The 19,970-nt window shown below is 58.3% G+C and carries 14 protein-coding genes and 1 pseudogene; 6 read left to right on the top strand and 9 right to left on the bottom strand.

Going from position 1 to position 19,970, the window contains the following annotated elements; all coding sequences use genetic code 11:
* Positions 1-36 precede the first annotated feature (36 nt).
* From BW686_RS06630 to BW686_RS06615, 5 genes and pseudogenes are all read right to left on the bottom strand, one after another.
* On the bottom strand, positions 37-858 hold the full coding sequence (locus BW686_RS06630; protein ID WP_084915552.1) for an aldo/keto reductase: 822 nt from the start codon (positions 856-858) through the stop codon (positions 37-39).
* A 91-nt stretch (positions 859-949) separates the two neighbouring features.
* The gene (locus BW686_RS27415) at positions 950-1,684 is read right to left on the bottom strand and encodes a methyl-accepting chemotaxis protein (protein WP_373270987.1); all 735 of its coding nucleotides are present in this window, start codon (positions 1,682-1,684) and stop codon (positions 950-952) included.
* A gap of 123 nt (positions 1,685-1,807) precedes the next feature.
* Positions 1,808-2,518, bottom strand: a pseudogene (locus tag BW686_RS27410) (cache domain-containing protein); the annotation flags it as partial.
* Positions 2,519-2,929: 411 nt separating this feature from the next.
* Positions 2,930-3,538 carry a TetR/AcrR family transcriptional regulator gene (locus BW686_RS06620; RefSeq protein WP_084915551.1) on the bottom strand — a complete coding sequence of 203 codons (609 nt, stop codon included), beginning with the start codon at positions 3,536-3,538 and terminating at the stop codon, positions 2,930-2,932.
* Between the two features lie 176 nt (positions 3,539-3,714).
* On the bottom strand, positions 3,715-6,585 hold the full coding sequence (locus tag BW686_RS06615) for a PAS domain-containing hybrid sensor histidine kinase/response regulator (protein ID WP_084915647.1): 2,871 nt from the start codon (positions 6,583-6,585) through the stop codon (positions 3,715-3,717).
* Between the two features lie 489 nt (positions 6,586-7,074).
* Between BW686_RS06615 and BW686_RS06610 the strand changes: the two genes are divergently transcribed.
* Positions 7,075-7,713: a TetR/AcrR family transcriptional regulator gene (locus BW686_RS06610; RefSeq protein ID WP_084915550.1), complete on the top strand. Its 639-nt coding sequence runs from the start codon at positions 7,075-7,077 to the stop codon at positions 7,711-7,713.
* Positions 7,714-7,771: 58 nt separating this feature from the next.
* On the opposite strand, the gene BW686_RS06605 is transcribed toward BW686_RS06610, so the two are convergent.
* From BW686_RS06605 to BW686_RS06595, 3 genes are all read right to left on the bottom strand, one after another.
* Positions 7,772-10,462 carry a beta-glucosidase gene (locus BW686_RS06605; RefSeq protein WP_084915549.1) on the bottom strand — a complete coding sequence of 897 codons (2,691 nt, stop codon included), beginning with the start codon at positions 10,460-10,462 and terminating at the stop codon, positions 7,772-7,774.
* A 61-nt stretch (positions 10,463-10,523) separates the two neighbouring features.
* Entirely contained in the window at positions 10,524-10,772 is a 249-nt protein-coding gene (locus tag BW686_RS06600) for a hypothetical protein (RefSeq protein ID WP_084915548.1), read from the bottom strand.
* Positions 10,773-11,022: 250 nt separating this feature from the next.
* Positions 11,023-12,297 carry an MFS transporter gene (locus tag BW686_RS06595; protein ID WP_084915547.1) on the bottom strand — a complete coding sequence of 425 codons (1,275 nt, stop codon included), beginning with the start codon at positions 12,295-12,297 and terminating at the stop codon, positions 11,023-11,025.
* A 73-nt stretch (positions 12,298-12,370) separates the two neighbouring features.
* Between BW686_RS06595 and BW686_RS06590 the strand changes: the two genes are divergently transcribed.
* A complete protein-coding gene (locus BW686_RS06590) occupies positions 12,371-13,063 on the top strand; it encodes an ArsR/SmtB family transcription factor (RefSeq protein WP_084915546.1) in 693 nt (230 codons plus the stop codon).
* 46 nt (positions 13,064-13,109) lie between these two features.
* Here the strand turns inward: BW686_RS06590 and BW686_RS06585 are convergent, their stop codons facing one another.
* A complete protein-coding gene (locus BW686_RS06585) occupies positions 13,110-15,272 on the bottom strand; it encodes a TonB-dependent siderophore receptor (protein WP_084915545.1) in 2,163 nt (720 codons plus the stop codon).
* A gap of 350 nt (positions 15,273-15,622) precedes the next feature.
* On the opposite strand from BW686_RS06585, the gene BW686_RS06580 reads away from it, so the two are divergent.
* The 4 genes from BW686_RS06580 to BW686_RS06565 all read left to right on the top strand — a co-directional run bounded on the left by BW686_RS06580 (position 15,623) and on the right by BW686_RS06565 (position 19,967).
* Entirely contained in the window at positions 15,623-17,164 is a 1,542-nt protein-coding gene (locus tag BW686_RS06580; RefSeq protein ID WP_084915544.1) for an AAA family ATPase, read from the top strand.
* Positions 17,161-18,021, top strand: coding sequence for an HNH endonuclease (locus BW686_RS06575; RefSeq protein ID WP_084915543.1), 861 nt, complete (start codon positions 17,161-17,163; stop codon positions 18,019-18,021). Before BW686_RS06580 ends, BW686_RS06575 begins: the two co-directional genes overlap by 4 nt.
* Positions 18,022-18,288: 267 nt before the next feature.
* Positions 18,289-19,827 (top strand): cryptochrome/photolyase family protein, encoded by a 1,539-nt coding sequence (locus tag BW686_RS06570; protein WP_084915646.1) that lies wholly within the window; start codon positions 18,289-18,291, stop codon positions 19,825-19,827.
* Positions 19,824-19,967 carry a DUF2256 domain-containing protein gene (locus tag BW686_RS06565; RefSeq protein ID WP_084915542.1) on the top strand — a complete coding sequence of 48 codons (144 nt, stop codon included), beginning with the start codon at positions 19,824-19,826 and terminating at the stop codon, positions 19,965-19,967. Before BW686_RS06570 ends, BW686_RS06565 begins: the two co-directional genes overlap by 4 nt.
* The last annotated feature ends 3 nt before the right edge of the window (positions 19,968-19,970 follow it).

Below are 19,970 nucleotides of genomic sequence, written 5' to 3'. Positions count from 1 at the left end.
AGGCGGGGGGCCTGTCTTCTGCTGCCACGCACAGCATCAGATCATGGCCAGAGGCACCTTGCGAGTGGGGGCGGGCCACGCCAGATCGATGTCCGCCAGGTCCCTTTCCGTCAGCCGGATTTGTTCAGCTTCGATATTCAGACGGATATGCTCAGGGTTGGTCGCCTTGGGGATGGCAATCAGATTGTCCTGGCGAAGCACCCATGCCAGAGAAATCTGCGCCGGCGTTGCGTTGTGGCGTTTGGCAATTTCATGCAGGGCAGGGTGGTAGAGCAGGTCGCCCGCCTGACCGATCGGGCAGTACGCCATCAACGGCAGGTGACGGTCTGCGCTCCACAGCATGAGGTCGAACTCGATGCCCCGTTGCTCCGGGTTGTACAGCACCTGATTGGTCGCGCAACGCGGGTTGTTCAGTTCGATCATGTCCGGCACGTCGAAGTTGGACACGCCCCAGGCGCCGATTTTGCCGGCTTCACGCAGGCGCTCGAAGGCTTCGACGGTCTCGGTCAGCGGGTGCTGCCCCGGCCAGTGCAGCAGGTAGAGGTCAATGTAGTCGGTATTCATCCGGCGCAGGCTGGCTTCGCACGCGATGGGAATACCGGTGCGGCTGGCATTGTGCGGATACACCTTGCTGACCACGAACACCTTGTCGCGCTGCCCGGCAATGGCTTGCCCGACGATTTCTTCAGCCGCGCCATCAGCGTACATCTCGGCGGTGTCGATCAGGGTCAGGCCCTGTTCGATGCCGAGGCACAGCCCGGCTATTTCTGCCGAGCGCAGATGCCCTTTTTCACCCATGTGCCAGGTGCCCTGACCCAGCACTGGTACGGTACTGCCTGCCAATTCCAGTGTGCGCATATGACCCCCGCCTATCAGTGAGCAGTTAAGTAAGCAGGTCTCAGGCAACACATGACGCACGAGGTTCCGTGCGCCGCGGCGTAATGAAGATTTAAACCCTGAACTGTTTCAGCAACGTGTTCAGTTCTTCACTCAGTTCTCGCAGGTGCTGGCTGGCCGAAGTGGACTGCTCGGCAGCCAGTGCAGTGCTCTGGGACAGCTGTGCCGCCTGGGTGACGTTCTGGTTGATGTCATCCACCACATGGGTTTGCTGCAACGTGGCGCTGGCGATGGAGGCGTTCAGGCTGTTGAGGTTGCGCAGCGCCTGGCTGATGGAGGTCAGGCTCTGGCCGGCCTGATTGGCCTGCTCGATGGTCAGTTGCGAGGAGCGACTGCTGTCGCCAATGACCTTGACCGCTGCATCGGAGTACTTTTGCAGGCGCTCGATCATGGCCTGGATTTCTGCGGTGGACTTCTGGGTACGCTGGGCCAGCAGGCGCACCTCATCGGCCACGACGGCAAAACCGCGACCCTGTTCACCGGCGCGTGCTGCTTCAATGGCAGCGTTCAGTGCCAACAGGTTGGTCTGCTCGGCAATCGAACTGATCACCTCCAGCACGCTGCCGATCTGCGTGCTTTCGCTGGACAGGTTGTGCATCACGTCCACGGCCTGGCTGATGGTGCCGGAGAGGTGCTCGATCTGGCGCAAGCTGTTGTCGATATTGACCTGACCTTGATGCGCCTGCGATTCGGCGTCGCGCATTTCGCTGGCGGCATGCTCGGCGTTTTTGGCAACGTCCTGGACGCCGTAGGTCACTTCGTTGACGGCGGTGGCCACCAGGTCCATCTGTTGCGATTGTTGCTGGCTACGGGCCTGCGCCTGCTCGGCATTGCCGCCCAATTCACTGGCTGCCTGGCCCAGTGCCACAGACGAGTTCTGCAACAGCCCGACAACGTTACGCAGTTTGGCGACAAAAGCGTTGAAGTGCGTGCCCAGCTCGGTGATCTCGTCCTTGCCGTGGGTTTCCAGTGTGCGGGTCAGGTCACTTTCACCGCTGGCAATGTTGGCCATTGCACCGACGGCGGCTCTCAGCGGAAGCACAATGCTGCGCACGATCAAGGTCAGCAGCAGCACCATGACCAACACAATGCCGGCGATAAATATTCCGGTTTTCAACAACTGCGCCTCGAATTCGGCGGCCACGTCGTCCACGTACACGCCGGAGCCGAGAATCCAGCCCCACGGCTGAAACAGTTGCACATACGAAGTCTTTTTCACCGGCTCGCTGGCGCCCGGCTTCGGCCAGCGATAATTGACCATGCCGGCACCCTTGCTTTTGACGAGGGTGACCATCTCATTGAACACCGCAAAGCCGTCCGGGTCTCTGATAGCCGACAGGTTTTGCCCTTCGAGTTTTGGATTGGTGGGGTGCATGACCATGACGGGCTGCAGGTCGTTGATCCAGAAATAGTCGTTCTGGCTGTAGCGCAGCCCCTTGATCTCTTTCAGCGCCTGCTGTTGGGCTGCTTCGCGAGGCAGGCTGCCAGCCGCTTCGAGGCCTTGGTAGAAGGTGAGAATGCCACTGGCTGTCTGCACCACGTGCATGGTTTTTTCAGCCTTTGCCCGATACAGATCGTCATGGGTCTGTTTGAGCAGGGTGGCTGCGAGGACCAGAAGCATCAGCACAGAAACAATAAGAATCAGCCACAAGCGGCGACTGATGGACACACTGCGCATATTCATGATCTTCATCCCTAATGTCATTTTTCTTTTTTTGGTTGAACGGCGCGAAGCCGGATAGCAGAGCCTCTCAAACATCTCGGCGCATGATCGATAAACATGAGACTTCAATCACACTTTTTTTCAGCGGCATGCGGGTATGGCGAAAGGCTTACATCAAGAGACGCCATTGGCTCTATCGACGGACACCGGGCCAATGTAGGATCCAATTCAACAGCTGCAGCGAAGGAACGCCGCAGCGATCAGGGAAGATCGACCATTGCCAGGAGGCTACTGACAGGATGTCGGAATGGTCATGTTGCAATACCACCCGCTTCGGCGGGTTTTTTGCGTCTGCGCAAAAGCCGCTGCTCAGCGATCCGGCTCGCAGCCCTTGAGCACCAGCCTGAGGATGGTCTGCGTGGCAGCCTCGTAATCATCATCGTCCAGTTTCGCCTTGCCGGTGACGGTTGCGATCTGCCAGTCGAAATCGGCATAGGTCTGGGTCGCGGCCCACATGGTGAACATCAAATGATGAGGGTCAATCCGGGCAATCTGCCCGCTGTCGATCCACGCCTGGATGCACTCGATGTTGTGCCGGGCCTGCCCGTTGAGCTGTTCGATCTGCTCCGGCGTGAGGTGCGGGGCGCCGTGCATGATTTCGCTGGCGAAGACTTTCGACGCGAAGGGCAGGTCACGGGAAATCTGGATTTTCGAGCGTATGTAGCGGCTGAGCACTTCGGCCGGAACGCCGTCGGGGTTGAACGGCGTCGACGCTTGAAGGATGGGTTCGATAATGCTTTCCAACACCTCGCGATAGAGGTTTTCCTTGGACTTGAAGTAGTAATAGACGTTGGGTTTGGGAACGCCGGCCTTGGCCGCGATATCGCTGGTCTTGCTGGCGGCGAAGCCCTTGTCGGCAAATTCCTCGCTGGCCGCGCGCAGGATGAGTTCTTTGTTGCGCTCGCGAATACTGCTCATGACCCGGTTATTCCCTTGCCTGCATGGCGGTCGCGCATGGTAGCACCGGGTTTGCGCAGCGCTCAATATCGGCAGGGTGCAGGGCCTCTCGGCCATTGATGGCTGACTGTTTAAAGCGTTTTTCCATGCGATTCGGCAAACGCTCACACCGGTCTGGTGTGAGCGTGTGCAGCGAATCAGGCGTTCATCAGTTCCTGGACACGAGCCGCCAGCGCATCAATGGCAAATGGCTTGGTCAGCACCCGCATTCCCGGCCCTAGCTGTTCATCGCCGATGGCCGTGTTTTCCGCGTAGCCGGTGATGAACAGGGTTTTCAACTGCGGACGGACTTCTCGCCCGGCATCGGCCATCTGCCGCCCGTTCATGCCGCCGGGCAAGCCCACGTCGGTGATGAGCAGGTCGATATGCACGTCCGAGCGCAGCAGTTTGAGACCGGCCAGGCTGTCCGCCGCCTCGATCAGCGTATAACCGAGATCACCGAGGGCGTCCGTGAGCAGCATGCGTACGGTCGGTTCATCATCCACGATCAGGATGGTTTCTCCAGATTGCGTGAATTCGACCGGGGTCTTGTGAACATCGCTCTCGTCCCTGACCGCCACCCCGTTGTAGCGCGGCAGGTAGATGGAGATCGAGGTTCCCTTTCCCACCTCGGACTGAATGCGCACCTGGCCGCCGGACTGATTGGCGAACCCGTAGATCATCGACAGGCCGAGGCCTGTGCCCTGGCCGATCGGCTTGGTGGTGAAGAACGGGTCAAAGGCCTTGGCGATGACGTCAGGCGCCATGCCGGTGCCGGTATCGGTCACGCACAACGACAGGTATTGCCCCTCGGGCATATCGTTTACCTGTGTCGCGCTGCTTTCCACCCAGCGGTTGCTCGCCTCGATGGTGATGCGCCCGCCATCGGGCATTGCATCACGGGCATTGATGCACAGATTCAACAGCGCATTTTCGAGCTGACTGGCGTCCACCAGCGTTGGCCAGAGCCCGAGGGTGCCGATGGTTTCGACCAGAATGCTCGGACCGACCGTGCGCTGGATCAGGTCCGTCATCCCTTTCATCAGGCGATTCACATCGGTGGGCTGCGGATCCAGCGTCTGACGCCGGGAGAAGGCAAGCAGCCGATGCGTCAGCGCGGCTGCCCGTTTTGCAGCGCCCTGGGCCGTGACAATGTACTTGTCGACATCGCTCCAGCGGCCCTGCTCGATCCGCGTACTCATCAGTTCCAGTGCGCCGGAAATGCCTGCCAGCAGGTTATTGAAGTCATGGGCCAGGCCGCCGGTCAACTGTCCGACGGCTTCCATTTTCTGTGACTGACGCAGTTTCTCTTCAGCCTGCATGAGCTCGGTGGTACGTGCCGCGACCCGTTGCTCAAGGGTGTCGTTGAGTGATCGCAGCGCCGCGGTGGCGCGGTCGCGTTCAGCGGCGACAGTGCGGCGTTCATTGACGTTGATGAGGACACCGGGGAAGCTCAGCGGTGTGCCATCTTCGGCACGGTCGACGCGACCGTTTGCTTCTATCCAGTAATAGGCCCCGTCGGCACGGCGAACCCGATACTGATGGGCATAAAGGCGCCCGCCGTTGATGACCGCGTTGATCGCGTCAATCAAGCCTGGCCGGTCTTCGGGGTGAACGGTGGCGATCACCTGCTCCAGACTCAAGCCTTCGTGGCCCAGGGCGGGGTCAAGACCAAAAGCCCTGGCAAAGGCTTCGTCGACCGTGAAACGGTCGGACGGCAGGTCCCAATGCCAGGTGCCGATGATCGCACCCGCGGCCAGAGCGAGTTGCACCCGGTCGACGTTCTCGCGAGCGATGGCTTCACTGGTGCGCAGGCGCTCCTCGGCATCCCGGCGAGCGGTCACGTCGCTGAACATGACCGCAATCTGCCGATCTGCCGGCTCACCGACACGTACCGCTTTCACTTCAAACCAGCGTTCAAAAGCCTTGGCGTAGTTCTCGAAACTGGCAGGTTCTCCGGTTTTGGCGACTCGACCGTACGCTTCGAACCAGAAGCGCTCCAGGTCCGGTGCAAACTCAGTCACCCATTTACCACGCAGGTCGACACCGGCCTGACGTTCAAAGGCAGGGTTGGCTTCGATGAAGCGATAGTCCACCGGGCTGTCGTCTGCATCGAACCTGACCTGAATAATGGCGAACGCTGCGTCGATGGTTTCCAGCATGGTTCTGGAGCGTTCTTCGCTGTGGCGTAACGCCATTTCTGCCTTGCGCATCTGGGACATATCGAGCATTGCGCCAATCATGCGCACAGCATTGCCCCCGGCATCACGGATTACGTGGCCACGGTCCAAGACATCGGCATATGAACCGTCCAGGCGCCGGAAACGATATTCATCGGTCCAGGCGGTGCCAGTGCCGTCAATCACTGCGTGAATGGAGGCGTAGATGCGCGCCCGGTCATCGGGGTGGATCTGCGCGATCCACCAGTCACCCGAGGTGTCCAGGGTTGCAAGCGGATGGCCATAAGCCTGTTCCAGCGCGTCATTCCAGAGCACGTGATTGAGCGCAAAATCCCAATCCCATATCGCATCGTTGGTCGCCTTGGCGGCTAACCGGTAACGCTCCTGGGCTTCCGCGATCGTGCGGCCTGCAACGTGTTCGGCGGTACGGTCGCGCAGGATCTTCACAAAGCCGATGTGAGTGTCGCCGGCGCCGCGCAACGGCATCATCTCGCCTGACGCCCAGAACAACTGGCCGTCCTTGCGCAGGTGCCAGCGTTCATCGGAGGCACGGCCCTCGCGCAGGGCAAGGTTCATTTCATGCTTGATCTGACCGCGGACCCGATCTTCGGGCGTAAAGAAGCGCTCGGCGCTCTGACCGATCATCTCTTGGGCTGTCCAGCCCAGCACCTGCTCCGCACCGGGGTTCCAGTCAGTAATGATCCCGTCCGTGCCGGTCAGAATCATGGCGAAGTCCATCGCGCTGTCAAAAACCGCACGCTGGCGTGCTGCGCGGCTGGCGATGGCCGCTGGAGCTTCGCCTGGCTCGGGGTCAATGCCGGCTTGTTCAAGCACGCTGCGCAGACGCAGCACCTGGGCTTCCAGCTCTTCTCTTGTCAGATCTTTCAGAGTGCCTCCGGCTCACACATGAATGGTTTTGCATCGGCCCGGACGTTTCCGTGGCCTGCGTTGCGCGTTGCAATCAGACACTGCCCAATTCTGATGCGTTAGCGTCTCAGAATAACCGTTTTAACGTGAAAGCCGTGCCAGGTTTAGGATTTCATGTTGTCTGTCATATCAGGCAGCAGCAGTATCCATCGGCGTGCGCGCAGGTTTCTTTAGGGGGGACGCCACGCGGCGCGGTATGGCTTTTATCGGCGCGATATGCACGCCTGTGGCGTTCCGGTTTTTCACCTTTCCCGGGCGGAGTTATTTTCCGATTTTCCTTTAAACTGCGTGCTACGATTTCTCGATCAGAGAGGGGCGGCAACAGCCTCTCGGGCTGTCAGTCATCCAGTGTTTCAACGCGGATAACGGGCAAGAAGGAGCGAATACCGTGATACGAAAAGTGCTATCCCCATGCCTGTAAACACCGGCGAGTCCGATGCACCTCCGGCCGCAAAGCGCCGAATTCCCAAAGGCGAGATGCGCAAGGTCGAGATCATTCAGGCGGCCATGGTCATTTTTGCTCGCGATGGATACGCCGGCGCCTCGTTGACTAACATCGCCAAAGTGGCAGGCCTCTCTCAAGTGGGGTTGTTGCACCACTTTCCGAACAAGCTTGCCCTGCTGCAGGCAGTGCTTGAGCACCGGGATACTTATGTTGTGTCGCGGTTGCAAGAGGCGGATCAGGACGGCTCTTTGCAAGGCTTCATGTCTTTCCTGACGCGGGTGATGAGTTTCAGTATCGAAGATGCGGCTGTCAGCCAGGCGTTGATGATCATCAACACGGAAAGTCTATCGGTCACTCACCCTGCACACCGCTGGTTCAGCGAGCGCTTCGGAATCGTTCACCATCATCTTCAGGCTCAGTTGAATTCCCTGATCAAGGCAGGTGAGGTCCGCCCGGATGTCGATGTCAGGCAGGTCAGCCTCGAGATTGCCTCGATGATGGACGGCATGCAGATTCAATGGCTCAGGTCGCCAGGCGATGTTCAGATCGAACGTGCATTCGCACGGTTTCTGGAACGACTGGCACTGGACCTGGCGGGGCGCTGATCAACTGGCCATGCGCACAGGTGAAACCGGTGGTCCTTCGACCACCGATGACTGCCGATCAGTAAGCCTGTTCCGGCTTGACCTGCACTGCTTTGCGCAACGGTAGTGGAAGGGGGTTGGAGTCGCGAGTGGTCAGTTTTTCCGGATAGAGCGCCACCACTGTTCTGTCGAGCGACAGGTTTTCCGAGTCTGTGCCCACTCGCACCTTGAACTTGCCAGGGTCGACGTTCCAGCTCACCGAATCGGCCGAGTAATACGCGAACGAGCGCGAGTCCAGCGCAATCGTGACGGTCTTGCTTTCGCCAGGTTTCAGGTAAACCTTGGAAAAGCCTTTCAGCTCTTTCTCTGGACGATCAACCTGAGGTTTGGACGGTTGCACGTAGAGTTGCGCCACTTCGAAACCGGCTTTGTCGCCTGTATTGGTCACCGTGAAGCTGGCCTGAAGGGTCGCGCCGGGTGCCAGTACATTGCTCGACAGTTTCAGGTCGCTGTACGCGTACGTGGTGTACGAAAGCCCGAAGCCGAACGGATAAAGCGGCTTGGTGTGTTTCTTGTCGTAGCCGCGGTAGCCCAGGTACAGGCCTTCGCTGTACGTCATTTCAGTCGGCGGGTTAGGGCTGCTGAAATAGTACGGCACCGGGTTTGAAAACGACGCGTAGCTCGGGTTGTCCTGGGCCTTTTTATCCAGCGTGATGGGCAGCTTGCCCGACGGGTTGACCTTGCCGTACAGAATTTCGGCCAGTGCCTGACCGCCTTGCTGACCCGGGAACCAGGCGTGCAGAGACGCGGCCACCTTGTCTGCCCAGGGTTGCATGTCCATGCCGCCACCGCCGTGCATGACAACGATGGTGTTCGGGTTGGCTTTCTGGATGAAGCTGATCAGTTCGGACTGGAACTGCGGCATTTCGAACGGGTGGTCCAGGGACTCGCCTTCGTATTCGAAGTTGCTGCCTGCCGCCACCACGACAGCATCGTAATCCGCCAGGTTCTTCGGCGGACGCAACGATGCCCAGCTCATCTGCACACCGTTCATGCCGCCCAGCACCGGGGTGAAATTACCCTTTATCCGGCGATACTCCAGACGCACGCTGTACTCGGTGCCAGCTTTGAGCGTTGGCGTTTTGACGGTGCGAGGAACCACCGGAATCAGGTCGAACGAGACTTGCGCACCTTCGTCTTCAAGCACCAGTTCGTCGTTGATCCAGAGTTTGTAGGCACCGTCGGCACGGACCTTGAATACATGGGCACCGGTGATGGTCGGTTTGATCTTGCCGGTGAAACGGGCGGAGAACGAACCTGCCTCAGGGGTGTAGCCGCTGACCGTGCCGGCCCCGTTGTCGGTGATGTTGGTGTGAGTGATCCAGTCCAGGTTGACGCCCGGCTCGATGCGGGTCGCCACCGGATCACCCGACAGCGAGGTGTTGGCGTAATACTCGGCTTTCACCCCGGTATTGTTGACCGCCTGTTTGTCTGCACTTGGCTGATACCAGACGGAGGACTTCGGATTCAGGCTCATCTGTGGCAGGTAGTCGACATTCGATGCGTTTGACGCCAGTTGCTGCAACCCGCTCACTTCAGTGACGTAGCTGGCCGGCGCCGAGTACGCGGTGCCGAACGGTGCTGTTGGCGGCTGCACGGCCATATCGCCAATCACGGCGATCCTTGCGTTTCTGGACAATGGCAGCAGGGGCTTTTGTCCGCCTACGGGTTCGTTTCGCAACAACACGATTGATTCCCGAGCGACGTTCAGTGCCGCCAACTGGCCGTACTCGCGATGTTCGAGTGGCTGCGCTTTGTTGATGCCTTTATCAAAGCCGTAGCTGACCAGCGCGCGCAGGTTTCTGCGAACCTTGTCGTCGATCACGCTCTGGTGCAACTGGCCGTTCCAGACGTAAGGCAGCAGTTTGGCTTCGGTAAACTGAAGCCCGCTCGGCATGTCGATATCGGTGCCTGCCCAAGCGCCCTTGAAGGCGTCCTGAACCGAGTTGAAATCGCTCATGACGTTGCCCTGAAAGCCCCACTGGCCTTTCAGGATGTCGGTGATGAGGTGATGGTTTTCGCAGGCGTATTCGCCGTTGATCTTGTTGTAACCGCACATGATCGACGCGATATTGGCGTTCTTGACCAGTGACTCGAAGCCGGGCAGGTACAGCTCCTGCATCGCGCGCTCGTCGATCTTCACATCCAGATAATGACGATTCGCCTCTTGTTCGTTCATCAGGTAATGCTTGGCCGCTGCCTGCACGCCCTGAACCTGAATGCCGTTGGTAACGGCAGGGGCCAATACCGCGCCGAGGAAAGGGTCCTCGCCACTCATGTATTCGGCTGCGCGACCGTTGAAGGGCGTCCGGTACAGGTTGATGGCGGGGGACAGCATTTGTTGGCCGCCCGCGATCCGGGTCTCGTAGCCGATGGCCAGACCGAATTCCTTGGCGCGGTTGATGCTCCAGGTTGCAGCCAGTGCGGACGGAGACGGGTACTGCGCGCCGAACGTCTTGCCGCCGACCAGCACGCCCATCGCCGAGTCGTAAGCCACTGTGCCCTGCAGGTTGAATTTATCCAGTTTCGGGATCATTCGCCCATCGTCGACGCGCGAGAAGTTGATCTTCTCCGCTTGCGTCATGTTGTCGAGCATGGCGCCTACTCGCGCTTCCACTTCATTGCCGGTCATCGGCGTCACAGCGAACGCTGTGCTTGCCTGGGCCACACCGAGCGCGAGCAGGCTCACGCTCAAGCCTTGTTTGATCATGGACACGGAGCTGTTCCTTACGTAATACCTTGGGGGATGTTTTTGCACGTCAACGCCCAGCTCAATGCTCTGCGTTGCCTGCCGGGGCGTCTGCGGTGTCGATTGGCGCATCCACTATCGTTTGTGCTCCGCTGGAGGTTTTCTGCGCGGCGAGGTCGGCGCCGGTGATCTGTTCACGTTGTGCATCGACCTGCACACGGCGCTCGCTGGACGTTTCGGGCAGCGGGTTTTCCTTGTCAGCGGCTGAAACTGAAAACGCAACGAGGCAGGTCAGCAAAGTGGCAGCGGCAGGCAGCAAGCGTCTGGCCATCGGGAGACTCTCCAAATAGAAGTGTTGAACAAACAGGCAGGTACGCCAGCAATCCGAAGGCCACTGGCGGCAGTTTCAAACGTGCGTAATCAATAAGAATGACGAGGGGTTAAAGTACACGAGTCCGTTTTTAATTCTGTTTATTCTGTTAGTTGTCGATCTGGATTTTAGTTGCTGTTGTGATTTTTAATTTCAATAAATCAATTATATTAGCCATATAAATTCAATAATTTTGTTTTTATCGGAATCATTATTCTTTTTTCAAAGCAGAGTGGTCGCTCTGTTTTGAGGGTTTTTGCCCGTTTTCGTGTCGTCTTCTGCCGTGGATGAGCGCGAGTACTGCAACGCCCTGAACACTGGCTGCCAGCGTCAACGTCAGCAGACCACTGTGCGGCCCGCTGAATAACGCTCGAATGACGCCGAACAAGGCCGGTGCAAACGCATAACAGCCTTGCGCTATGGCGACAATCAGCGTCACCACGCGCGCAACCTGCTGACGTGGAAACTCGGCCTGAGCAATCAGTGGCGGCAAGGACGTCGCATTGCCGATGCCCAGGCCAAAAAGAATCATCCCGACCCACACCCAGGCAGGGTGTGTGCCGATAAACATCATGGCCAGGCAGCCCAGAAGCTGACAGCCATAACTCAGGCACGCGACGTTGCGGCGATCGGCGCACCTCGTGATCAATCTGGCGGACACGAACCGGCCAGCAATGGCGCTGGCAGTCGCAAGCCCAAGCGCCAGGCCTGCACGCTGTTCACTGATATGGTCCACCAGCAGCAGGAACAATTGGCTGATCAAGCCAATCTGCGCGAACAGCCCGAGCGACATGGCGGCGGCCAGCGTGATGAATGGCCTGTTACTGCGCAGTGTGACGGGCGCAGGGTCTTGCACGGGTGTCTGGTCACCGGCGAGCTGGCGAATACCGTCTGGGTGCTGGCTCAGGTCTTCAGGCCTGAACCGGAAGACAGCGAAAGCCAGCAGGGCAATCATGGCGGTCGAGAGCGCGCCAACCATGAGGGTCGCGAGGCTGAACCCGAATTTACCGATCAGGTACACCCAGCCCGACGTGAACACCACGCCGCCAATGCTTGCACCGTTGTAGGCCATTGCCAGTGCGCCCGGACGCTTGTTGATGAACCACGGCGCAATGACGGCGTTGACCGCGGCCGCGCCCATCGTGACCCAGCCAAACCCGCTGAGGACAGCGGCCATGAACAACTGATAAGGCTGAGTGGCAATCGACCAGCCATAGAGGCCGAGGCTCAGCGTCAGCGAGCCTGAAACGGTGGTCCAGGGAAGGCCGATGCGTTTGTATAACGCAGGCAGGTTGATGACGATCAGCGTGCCCGCCAGAAAATGCACGGTCACCGCCGCCGAGCACAGGGCGGGCGACCAGCCGGTTTTTTGAATCACGGCATACATGAATATCGGCGGACCGTAAAAGCCGATCCCCCAGCCAAAAACGGCCATCAGAAACGCAGCCGCGATAACATTTCTGCCAAAAAAGCCTGGTTGATGCATGGGCGAATCCCTTCAAGTGATTTGGCAGCAGTATGATGACTGCCTACAGGAACACTTCGGGGATGGCTGAACTATGGATGTTGAAGCGGCGGACCTTTCACTGGCTGCAGTGGCGGGCGCGATTGCCGACCCTGCGCGGTCTCGAATGCTTTGTGCGTTACTGGACGGACACGCACGCACGGCCACCGAGCTGGCGGCACTCGCCGATATCGGCGCATCGAGCGCCAGCGGCCACTTTGTGCGTTTGCGCGAACAGGGGCTGGTGGACATGCTGGTGCAGGGGCGGCATCGTTACTACCGACTGGCCAACGCGCAGGTGGCTCAAGCGCTGGAAGCGCTGTTGTCCCTGACTCAACACAGCCCGGCGACGTTCAAGCCCAACACACCTTCCGCCTTGAGACGTGCCCGAACCTGCTACGACCATTGCGCGGGTGAAATCGCCGTCAAGGTCCACGACGCTGTGTTCAAGGCCGGCTGGCTGAGCGAGCAAGGCAAGGATTATGTGTTCAGTGAAGAGGGTGTCGAGGCACTGACGGCGCTCGGCATCGACGTAAAGGCATTGCTTCAGCAACGCAGGCGCATGGCCTATGCCTGCCTGGACTGGAGCGAACGGTCCCCGCACATCGGCGGCGCGTTGGGTGCAGCGCTATTGGAACTGATGCTCAAGCGCGGCTGGGTGAGTCGGCATCTGGATTCCAGAGCGCTAGATCTGACGCCTAAAGGGGTGGGTGGCCTGGCGAAGGCGTTCGGGTGCCAGGCCATTTGATATTCACGCCGCTACCGAGCCAGCCCGATAGCGACGTGTTCTGCAATCAGAAACTGTATTTAGCCGTCAACGCATAGCTGCGCGGGTTGCCGTAGGTGTCAGTCGACCCCCACACACTGCTGCTGCCAATCGCGGTGTAGTACTCGCGGTCGAAAATGTTGTTGGCGTTCAGTTGCAGGTCCAGATGCTTGCTGACCTGATAGCCCGCCATCAAGTCCGCTACCGCATAACTGCCTTGTTCCAGACGATAGCTGCCGTCGCTGAGGGCGATATCGTTGTAAAGGCGGCTTTGCCAGTAGACGTTGCCGCCGACGCGCATTTTCTCCAGTGCGCCCTGCAGGCGGTAGACCGTCGAAAGCTTGAACAGGTGCTCAGGCGTGTCGGTGTCAAAGCGCTGATTTTCTTTCGCCGGATCGAAATCCTTGAGGTAGTGAGTGCGGGCATAGGTGTAGCCCGCGCCGACTTGCCAGTGTTCGGTCAGCGCACCTTGCAGCTCCAGGTCGATACCCCGACTGCGCACCAGCCCGGCCGCGTCGTAGCACGTCAGCACTGCGCAGCCTGCCTGAGTCGGCGCTTCGGTCTTGAGGTTTTCCTGATCGATCTGGAACACCGCCAGGCTGGCGTTCAGAGCGCCGTTGAAATACTCGCCTTTGATGCCGACTTCATAGTTCTTGCCCACTACGGGGTCGAGCACTTTGCCGGACAGGTCCTGATAGTTCTGCGGGTTGAAGATGTCGGTGTAGCTGGCGTACAAGGAATGCCTGTCATCCAGCTTGTAGATCAGGCCCGCGTAGCGCGTCAGGTTGCGGGTGACCTTGAAGTCCTCGTCGCCTGAGCGGTCATCGTAGTCGTACCAGTCCAGACGACCACCGAGAATCAGCGTCAACGGGTCGGCCAGGCTCAGGCGCGTGGTGAGGTAGAGGGCGTCCTGCGTCGCGATGTTGTGCGTTTTACCGACTCGCACAAAGTCTGGCTTCGGCGCGCCGATCGGCAGGCCGGTGTCGTAGGGGCTGTATTCCTTGCTGGTCTTGTCGTAGATGCGCCTGCTGCTGCCGACCACCACTTCATGGGTGCGGCCAAACGCTTCGACCGGGCCACTGGCGTAGACATCGAATGCGGTCTGTTTTTCATCAGGCCTGGATTGATAGGCGGTGGTCTCCAGCGGGCCGTTGTAGCGAGAGAGGTAGGTGCCCGAGAACACGCCGTCCAGCGTAGAGCCGGAGCCCGCAACGCGCAGTTTCCAGTCGTTGTCGAAGCGGTGCTCAAGCTCGCCGAACACCGTATCGATCTGTATTTTCTTGTTTTCCCACTCTGTGCCGGGGTACGTCGAGCGTGACAGGTTCAGGTGATGGCCGTCTTCGCCAAGCGGCAGCCCGCCCCAAAACAGGTTGCTCTGATCTTCCTGGCGCGACAGGCCAAAGGTCGCCGTCGTCGCCTCCGTCAGGTCAGCTTCGAGCACCCCGTAGAACACGCCGTGATCACTTTTTTCCTTGTCGCGGAAGCTGTTCGCGTCCTGATAAGAGCCTACGATTCGTCCGCGCACCGTGCGGCTGTCGTTCAGCGGGCCGGAGGCATCGAATACGCCGCGATAATCGTCCCAGCTGCCAACGGTGCCGGTCAGGCTGACCTGCGGGGTGGCGGTCGGGCGTTTGCGCACCATGTTGATCGCTGCCGACGGGTTTCCCGCCCCGGTGGTCAGGCCGGTAGCGCCGCGAGTCACTTCCACATGGTCGAACATGGCCAGGTTCGGCTGCACGCCTGCCGTGTAGCCCGAGTACGAGGCCGGCAGGCCGTCGTACATGATGTTGTCGATATCGAAACCGCGTGACGTATAGGTCTGACGGCCTGGCCCGCTGGATTGATCGAGATACAGCCCCGGCGTGTACCTGACCACATCGTTGATGCTGGTCATGGCCTGGTCGTCCATGCGCTGGCGGGTGACCACGGTAGCCGCCTGCGGCGTTTCGCGCAGGGTCAGCGGCAATTTCGTCGCTGTCTGCATGGCGCCAGTGGTGTAGGACTGGCTGCCTTCGGTCGTCGAGCCAAGCTGATCGCTGCTGATTTCTGTGGCCCCCAGTTCCATCGTCGCCGATGCCCCTGCGGTTTGCGCTTCAGCGGCCAGGGCAGGTTGTGTTGTTGCGGCCCAGATGCCCATTGCCAACAGGCAAGGTGTAAAACGGTTGCGGCGTTGCGATTGTTGCCCCGGCATGAACCCGACACTCCCTGAAGCCGTCCGTGGCTGGATGATAATAGTGTTGATAACTGTTCTCATTAGTCTGACAGGTTGTTTCTGCCAGAAGAAGACGCTTCGGCCAAATAGTTAACAAATTTTTCACATTTTCAGGCGAGGCAAGGCGAGCGTCTGGATCGCTCCGGCAGGTGAATGAGCAAGGTCTCAGGCGCTGTGCGGAAAGTGGTTGCGCTCAATATGGCTGCGTTAAAAACAGGTTTGAGCGCGACGCCCCGGTTCACCCGTACAGTGCCATCGGCAGGGTTGCGGTGGGCACCGACTGGCGTTACAGTCCGCGGATCAGGGAGTTAATAGTTCAAGGAATAGCGTTGAAACTTTCAGTGCAGATGATAAAGAAAGCGTCCTTAATACCGTCTGATTTAACAGACACCTTGTTACTGGTTGAAAGCAATTGGGATGACTATTCATTCAAAACCAGTTTCACGGTGATGCACTTCGGACCGGACGCTAAAAAGACGGAGCTTGGCACTACCAAGATTGGATATAAGGACCAGCCGCACGGATGGACGTCAGAGACGTTTTCTAAAAAGACGTTCAGCCTGGGGGATGAGTTTTTCTCGTTGGGTCAGGACGTTGATTTTTATAGAACACTTCAAGGACGGCTGCCGTCCGACACGGCGTTGGCTGTCTTGCAGGCCCTCAAGGATGTTATCGCCGACCCTGCGCGCCTGGAAGACGTCAAGAATGAGCAGGTGTTTCGCGAATCGCTGATGCGAAATGTCAGTTGGTCTGTCATCCGCGACCAGTTCAAGCGTGTGCTGGACGGTAAGCCTGAACTGACAAGTTTTCATTTTAGTTACCAGACCACGGGGGATGAGCAGCGCGCTGGCGTGGACGTGTCATTTAAAGTAACGCCCCATTCCCTCCCGTCGACCAATGTTCATGTCCTCATTGGGCGAAACGGTGTAGGCAAGACAACCGTATTAAATGACATGGTCGAAACCATTCTCAGTGAGACCACGGGCAGGCCGCATTGCGGCACATTTTTGATCAATGATTCGCTGGGCAGTGAACCCATGCCGGCGGATTATTTCAGCAGTGTTGTTTCTGTGTCGTTTAGTGCGTTTGATCCGTTCCTGTTTCCTGCCGATCAACCCGACAGAAGTAAAGGCGTCGCTTATTTTTATGTGGGCATGCAATCCCCGGGGGAAGGGCCTGGCAAGCGCCCCCCGAAAACGACTGAGGCACTGACGGAAGATTTCATGACAAGCCTGGAGTCTTGCTTTAGTCAGGAGAGCAAGCGGCAGCGGTGGGTGGCTGCAATCAAGCGCCTCGAGTCGGACAGCAATTTCGAAGACATGGACCTGGCGCAATTAAATGAGCTGCCCACGGATGAGGCTATGGTCAAAGCGCATCGGCTTTTTAGCCGGATGAGCTCAGGACACTCCATCGTGTTGCTGACATTGACAAAGCTGGTAGAGGCGGTGGAGGAAAAAACGCTTGTGCTGATGGATGAGCCTGAAAGTCATTTGCACCCCCCTTTACTGTCCGCGTTCACCAGAGCCATTTCTGACCTGCTGCAAGACCGCAACGGTGTTGCAATTATCGCAACTCACTCCCCCGTGGTTGTTCAAGAGGCACCGGCTTCGTGTGTGTGGAAGCTCACGCGACTGCGAGCGGAAGGCAGAGCAGATCGCCCTGAGAGAGAAACGTTTGGTGAAAATGCGGGCGTTCTTACCCGCGAAATATTTGGCCTGGAAGTCAATAAGTCTGGCTACCATGAAGTTTTACAAGAGGCCGTCAATCGCGGAGGGACATTTGAAAGTATTTTAGCCGACTATAAAGAACAGCTGGGGTTTGAAGCACAGGCCATCTTGCGAAAAATGGTCGCCAGCAGGAGGGAGTCTTGAAAAAACTCACGGCCCCCGCCTTGGACGCAACCGACGTGTTCGATACCTGTATCAGCGGTCTTGATGACCCTGATCTGGTGGAGAGGTTTAAGGCGGCACGCGATTCGATCATCCTGCTTTTTCTCGGCTATACAGAAAAAGCCAGTGCGGGCGAGCTGTACAGTCTGCCGTCGAGTGCGCACGCCAAGCCGGGTCAAGAGGTGGTGGCGACACTGACCAAAAAAGAGTTTATGTCACTGTATTCGAATCAACTGCTGAGTAAAGGGAAGGCGGCGCGCACGTACTACGATAAATTAATCATCTCGGCTCCACTGGCCAAATGTCCATTATGTGGATTCGGCCAGGCCACGACGCTTGACCATTTTTTATCCAAAGCCAGGTACCCGGCTTACTCCATATTGCCTATTAATCTGGTGCCGGCCTGTACGGACTGTAACAAGGTCAAAAGTGCCTCTGCGGTCACGGAAGCCAATCAGCAGTCTCATCTTTATTTTGAATGCGTGAAGTTCGAACAGGAGCCTTGGGTTTTTGCAGAGCTGGTGAAGACGACGCCTCCCACTGTTCGATATTTTGCAGCGCCGCCTGAAGCATGGCCTGCCCCGTTGAAGTTGCGCGCGGAAAATCATTTCAAGCATCTGGACCTCGCACGCCGATTTGGAATAGAGGCCGCGGCAGAGCTGTCAGGCATGATTGAAGTGCTTGACGACTTGGGAACGTGTGAAGACAGAAGGGATCACCTTAAAAGGTTTGCGTCTACCGAAAGAAAGAACAGAACCAACCATTGGAAAGCCCCGATGTATGAGGCCCTTTCAGCAAGTGAATGGTTTCAGTCAGGCGGCTACAAACACTATTTCTAACCTGCAGGCTTCGTCTGGCCCGGATGTCTCAGGGATTCTGTGCTTGCTCAGGCTTTCAAACATGTCCAGTTGCCGATCGTTCAGAGGGCAGTTGATGGATTCGCCTGTTTTGCCTTGCCTGACCCTCTCTCGCCCACCTTTTTTGTCAAACTCCTGAGCGTAAACCGGCAACGGTTTCCGATTCGGAAAGGGTGGCTGTGAAAAATCGCTAGGAAAAACTTGTACAAGAATTTACATTGGTACAACTTTATTGGCGCGGACGCCACCATGACCCAAGCCCACGCACTTCACCTCGTCCTCGGCGACCAACTCTCTTTCGACCTGGCCTCCCTGCAAAACCTGAACCCCGAGCGCGACACGGTCCTGCTGGTCGAGGTGATGGAGGAGGCGAGTCATGTGCCGCATCACCCGCAGAAAATCGCCCTGATCTTCAGCGCCATGCGCCATTTTGCAGAGGCGCTGCGGGGGCGTGGGGTTCGGGTGCAGTACGTCACACTGGATGATCCGCAGAACTCGGGTTCGGTGCCGGGCGAGTTGCTGCGCTGGCAGGCCCTGCTAGGCGCGCAGGAGCTGCATGTCACCGAATGCGGCGACTGGCGTCTGGAGCAATCGATCAGGGATTGCGGATTGCCGATTCATTGGTATTCCGACACGCGTTTTCTCTGTTCCCGTGAAGAGTTCTCATCGTGGGCGCAGGGCAAGAAGCAACTGCGCATGGAGTTTTTTTACCGGGAGATGCGGCGCAAGAGCAGGCTGCTATTGAATGGCGACGGCACGCCGGTTGGCGGTGCCTGGAACTTCGATGCTGAAAACCGCAAGGCGCTGCCCAAAGGGGTGTCGGCGCCGTATCCGATGCGATTTTCGGCAGACGCCATCACCCGCGACGTGCTGGCGCTGGTGGCTGAGCGCTTCGCCAGTCATTACGGCTCGCTGGACGCGTTCGACTACCCCGTCACGCATGCCGATGCTCAAGCGCTGTGGGACTATTTTCTGGATTTCGGGCTGGCAGGCTTTGGCGACTATCAGGACGCCATGGCCACTGATGAACCGTTTTTGTTTCATGCGCGAATCAGCGCGGCATTGAATATCGGTCTGCTGGACCTGCGGCAGCTTTGCAGCGATGTGGAATCTGCGTATTGGTCGGGCAGGGTGGCATTGAATGCGGCGGAGGGCTTTATCCGTCAGTTGATCGGCTGGCGGGAATATGTGCGCGGCGTCTATTGGCTGAAAATGCCTGACTACGCCAGCGGTAACCTGTTCGGCAACACCAGGCCGCTCCCGGCGTTTTACTGGACCGGCGAAACAAAGATGAACTGCATGAGTCAGGCGATTGGCCAGAGCCTGAAACATGCCTATGCCCACCATATTCAGCGCCTGATGGTGACCGGTAATTTCGCGTTGCTCGCCGGTATCGTGCCGGAGCAGATCTGCGAGTGGTATCTGGCAATCTACATGGACGCGTTTGATTGGGTCGAGCTGCCCAATACGCTGGGCATGGTGATGCACGCCGACGGTGGTTACCTGGGTTCCAAGCCTTATTGCGCAAGCGGTCAATACATCAAGCGCATGTCCGATTACTGCCGGGGTTGCGCCTATAAAGTGACTGAAAGCACCACGGACGACGCTTGTCCGTTCAACGCGCTCTACTGGCATTTTCTGATGCGTCACGGCGACCTTTTGCGCCGTAACCAGCGCATGGGGATCATCTATAAAAACCTGGATCGCATGGCTGAGCCCAAACAGCGGGCGCTGTGGGAGCGGGGCGAACACATTCTGGCCAGGCTGGATGCCGGAGAAGCACTTTGAAAAAGAGTGAACTGCCGGTCAAAACCTGCGTGGTCTGCGGGCTGCCGTTCACCTGGCGCAAGAAGTGGGCGCGTTGCTGGGACGAGGTGCGCTATTGCTCGGAGCGCTGTCGTCGGAACAAGCCAGCAGCCGGCCTGTAACGC

Source organism: Pseudomonas syringae, from assembly GCF_002157375.1.
Classification (GTDB): Bacteria; Pseudomonadota; Gammaproteobacteria; order Pseudomonadales; family Pseudomonadaceae; genus Aquipseudomonas; species Aquipseudomonas syringae_T.
Note: the sequence above shows the minus strand (reverse complement) of the source record. Positions and strands in the feature narration are given on the sequence as shown.

Coding starts and splice junctions, on each gene's coding strand:
- BW686_RS06590 (WP_084915546.1), top strand. CDS start 12,371: ATGGATGTTGAAGCGGCGGACCTTTCACTGGCTGCAGTGGCGGGCGCG.
- BW686_RS27415 (WP_373270987.1), bottom strand. CDS start 1,684: ATGGACCTGGTGGCCACCGCCGTCAACGAAGTGACCTACGGCGTCCAG.
- BW686_RS06620 (WP_084915551.1), bottom strand. CDS start 3,538: ATGAGCAGTATTCGCGAGCGCAACAAAGAACTCATCCTGCGCGCGGCC.
- BW686_RS06605 (WP_084915549.1), bottom strand. CDS start 10,462: ATGATCAAACAAGGCTTGAGCGTGAGCCTGCTCGCGCTCGGTGTGGCC.
- BW686_RS06595 (WP_084915547.1), bottom strand. CDS start 12,297: ATGCATCAACCAGGCTTTTTTGGCAGAAATGTTATCGCGGCTGCGTTT.
- BW686_RS06600 (WP_084915548.1), bottom strand. CDS start 10,772: ATGGCCAGACGCTTGCTGCCTGCCGCTGCCACTTTGCTGACCTGCCTC.
- BW686_RS06570 (WP_084915646.1), top strand. CDS start 18,289: ATGACCCAAGCCCACGCACTTCACCTCGTCCTCGGCGACCAACTCTCT.
- BW686_RS06585 (WP_084915545.1), bottom strand. CDS start 15,272: ATGCCGGGGCAACAATCGCAACGCCGCAACCGTTTTACACCTTGCCTG.
- BW686_RS06610 (WP_084915550.1), top strand. CDS start 7,075: ATGCCTGTAAACACCGGCGAGTCCGATGCACCTCCGGCCGCAAAGCGC.
- BW686_RS06630 (WP_084915552.1), bottom strand. CDS start 858: ATGCGCACACTGGAATTGGCAGGCAGTACCGTACCAGTGCTGGGTCAG.